This window comes from Brunnivagina elsteri CCALA 953 (assembly GCF_002289455.1).
Taxonomy (GTDB): Bacteria; Cyanobacteriota; Cyanobacteriia; order Cyanobacteriales; family Nostocaceae; genus Brunnivagina; species Brunnivagina elsteri.
Map to the genome: position 1 here is coordinate 1 of NZ_NTFS01000565.1, position 3,229 is coordinate 3,229.

Annotated in this window: 5 protein-coding genes and 1 pseudogene; 1 reads left to right on the forward strand and 5 read right to left on the reverse strand. The window is 38.2% G+C overall.

Features of this window, described 5'->3' with window-relative positions:
- Window positions 1–97 precede the first annotated feature (97 nt).
- From CK510_RS28385 to CK510_RS28405, 5 genes and pseudogenes are all read right to left on the reverse strand, one after another.
- Entirely contained in the window at window positions 98–316 is a 219-nt protein-coding gene (locus tag CK510_RS28385; RefSeq protein WP_095724830.1) for a type II toxin-antitoxin system HicA family toxin, read from the reverse strand.
- Window positions 317–538, reverse strand: coding sequence for a type II toxin-antitoxin system HicB family antitoxin (locus tag CK510_RS28390; RefSeq protein WP_373695835.1), 222 nt, complete (start codon window positions 536–538; stop codon window positions 317–319). It abuts the gene before it with no gap.
- Window positions 539–703: 165 nt separating this feature from the next.
- Complete coding sequence (locus CK510_RS28395; protein ID WP_095724832.1) at window positions 704–1,309, reverse strand: hypothetical protein; 606 nt, start codon at window positions 1,307–1,309, stop codon at window positions 704–706.
- A 215-nt stretch (window positions 1,310–1,524) separates the two neighbouring features.
- A pseudogene (locus CK510_RS28400) lies at window positions 1,525–1,813 on the reverse strand (type II toxin-antitoxin system RelE/ParE family toxin).
- On the reverse strand, window positions 1,810–2,160 hold the full coding sequence (locus CK510_RS28405; RefSeq protein ID WP_095724833.1) for a type II toxin-antitoxin system Phd/YefM family antitoxin: 351 nt from the start codon (window positions 2,158–2,160) through the stop codon (window positions 1,810–1,812). The pseudogene CK510_RS28400 and the gene CK510_RS28405 overlap by 4 nt, the downstream one beginning before the upstream one ends.
- Window positions 2,161–2,366: 206 nt before the next feature.
- Here CK510_RS28405 and CK510_RS28410 point away from each other — a divergent pair, with 206 nt between their 5' ends.
- Window positions 2,367–2,654 carry a hypothetical protein gene (locus tag CK510_RS28410; RefSeq protein ID WP_143289482.1) on the forward strand — a complete coding sequence of 96 codons (288 nt, stop codon included), beginning with the start codon at window positions 2,367–2,369 and terminating at the stop codon, window positions 2,652–2,654.
- The last annotated feature ends 575 nt before the right edge of the window (window positions 2,655–3,229 follow it).

Sequence of the window (3,229 nt, forward strand, 5' to 3'; positions counted from 1 at the left end):
GTAACCCAACATTTAGATATTTCGGGTAAGTTGACAGTATATAATGTTGGGTTACGCAAAGCCTCCACCCAACCTACCACTACTACTACATTGCAATCTATCTATTCTCTAAAAACTCTTCAACTGTCAAACCTGCTTTCGCAATCAAACTTCTCAGCAAACCGGGAGCTAATTCTTTATGATTCGGCACAGATAAAGTCGGTAATGAATCGTGCCACAGTATCATATGGCTACCAGTTTGATGGTCAAAGATATAGCCAAATTTTTCAAATATTTTGACTGCTTGCTTCCCTGAAATATTTGATAAACGACCCATTTATACTAATACTTCCCCGATAAAAGTTTGCGAATCTTGAGGTACATAAGGTTTTCCATGCTTTTCTTGCACGTATAAATAACCTTTTATCGCATCTTTAATATTTTCCACAGCTTCATCTAGTGTTTTTCCCTGACTGACACAACCTGGCAATGCAGGAACTTCCGCAACATATCCTTCGTATTCGGAATCGAAAGTAAAAATTACCTGGAATTTCATCATTGAGTATGGAATTTATAGATATTTGAGAAAAAGATTTAAATAACGAGAACTGGAAAGCTCACTTTATAATCATAACGCGATACGCTTCCAGCGTTAAGCTTTGCTTATCGCAATTCTGCGTAGTTCGGGTAAAGCAAAGCACAACGAACCTAAAATAAACTACAATCAACCTTTTGCTGCCATCCACACCAAGTAACCCAAAATCCGATCGATTGGAGTAATCGCATAATCCGTGAGATCGATCTTCACTACGGTTCCTTCCAACTTCAGAAACCGCCACAGTATCCCACTAGAAACACAGCCATAAATCACGGGGAGCGGCTTTTCCTTCGATTGGTTAAACCGTTGAGACGCAACCATTTCAGCAATACACTGCCCCAACCCCAATTTCAAATCTGCTTGTTTTGCTTCAATCAACACGATAACTGGTGCTTCGATTTCGAGTTGTTCCGCCGATCGGCTAATCAAAAAATCACAGCATCCACTGAGTTTCGCTTCTATATCTACCGTAAAATCTTCACCGGAAAACAGCCCAATTTTTCGATCGAGCTGTCGCCTGACTTCCACCAAAACCGGGCTAATTATTAACTCCGATCGCGCTTTCTCACTACCACTCGCCGTCGCTAATGGCAGATTCTCCGCCAAAATCGCCGTCAGGATTTCGCCCGGTTTCACCGGAACCACATTCGTTAAAAACTGCACATCTTCGATCGTGGTCAGTCCGAAGGCAGACTTTACGGAGCCAACAGTTTTGAAATCACTATAAGCCATAGGTTTATCGATCGTCCTGAAGGACATTGTTTCCGCCCTTCCGCCATTATTAGGTCAACCAAATGAATGCGCGATCGCATTCACAAATCCTCCCAGAAATATCACATTCATCTTCTTGCTAGTGCGATCGCGCACAAAAAATAGATTCCTTATTAAATCTTAAATGCGATCGCTGTAGCCGCTTCTTCTAGGAATATCGAGTTTCTAGATATAATCTAAAATTGACTATTAATATCCCTTGACTGATGTAATATTCTAACTATTTCAATACCACTCATCAAGCTTGGTATAAAACACAATATAAGGCTTTATCGGAAAACTTCTGAGTTGAGCAGGTAAATCATCTCGCATTGTACCCATATCTGGAAACTGAGCTAACATCGGCAAACGGCTTAAAATTTGAGCAATCTGTTTATCAGCTGCAATTTGATTATTTTGGGCAAGGTAAACCCAAATATCCTCCAAGTCTTGTTCTGCAAATTGAGAGATTTTGTAGCGATTCATTCAGCTTGCTCTTGACTAAGTTTGCGTTGTCCTAGTTTTTTAATAGTTTGCAGTAAACTTGGCAAAGATTCGTCATCATATTCTGTATATTCCCCATTCTGTAACTGTTCGACACCCAAAGCAATATCGCGCTGCAATGCTTCTAACTTGAGTTTGCGTACTTCTGTTTCCGAATTTTCTAAGCGTTGCATCATTTCCTGAAAGCTACTGGCATCCTGAATGACAATCTCAGCTTTCCCGTTGACTGTCAGTACAAGGGGAGATTTTGTGGCTTTAATGCGTTCTATAAACTGCTTGACGTTGCGTTTGAAGTCTGTGAGAGGATGGATATTTTCTAGGTTAATCATAGAATCAGTATTGAATTAAATATTAAATTCAGTCCTAATTAAGTATTTTATTCTATTTTAGTCGAAGTGCAATGGTCAAAGATAGCTCCTCTCGTAAGTTGTAGTAAGTATTATTTCTCAATTATTCCGGATACACTGAATGTACTTATGTATAAAAATTTTTAAATATTGTAATAAGATAGTAAGTAATACTTGTAACACATGATATGACTATGCGGAGAGCAGAGCGTAAAAGTTCTGATGATGACAATGCTATTAATAATCCTCGATCGCGGAAACCAGAACCAATTCCCCCTCGCGATTTACAACTGTTATTGGGAACTATTCGTGCCCAACGCGATCAATGGCAACAAAAAGCTAAGGATAACGAAGAAGCAGTTACTCAAGCTCAACAAGAAATCGAAGCTTACCAAAATGAGAATAATGAGTTAAAAGAACGTGCCGCAAAAAGTTACCAAACTAGGACTTACGCATTGACAGAAAAATCAAAATAAGGGGTATGGTTTTCAGCGCTTTGACCTTGATTTTTCGGCTTCCCACCAAGCGATCGCAATTAACTAAAGTGGGTTTATAAAAGCCTGAAACAACGTATTTACGTTGATACACAAGATGATTCGTTTGTACAGTGCGTAAGTCCTACAAACGTATTTGAATGAACAGCAAAAATATCAACAGGCTCTATCACTATACAATCAAGAACAAGCCAAAATATAGAAGAAATTGAAAGCTATCGCAAGAATATTCAAAGGTTAGCAGTTTATTTAGAACCAGATGTTGCAGAAGTTTTTCCCAATTCTCAAGCTGTAAATGAAGCTTTACGCTTTCTCATTAGAGTGACGAGGGAAAATCGTTAATAGAATTGCATAAAAGTTGAAATAGATTTGTTCATATTATAGAATACAAAGAAAAGAGCCAATACCAAACATTCTTTAGATTGGAAGGCAGAAAATTTGTTGCATGGGTTTCAGAGAGAAAATCGGAATGGTTAATAATTACAAAAATGATATAACTACACTTTTAGACATTATGGAAAATAAAAAACAGTTAATACTTTGCCAGACATTAGTTT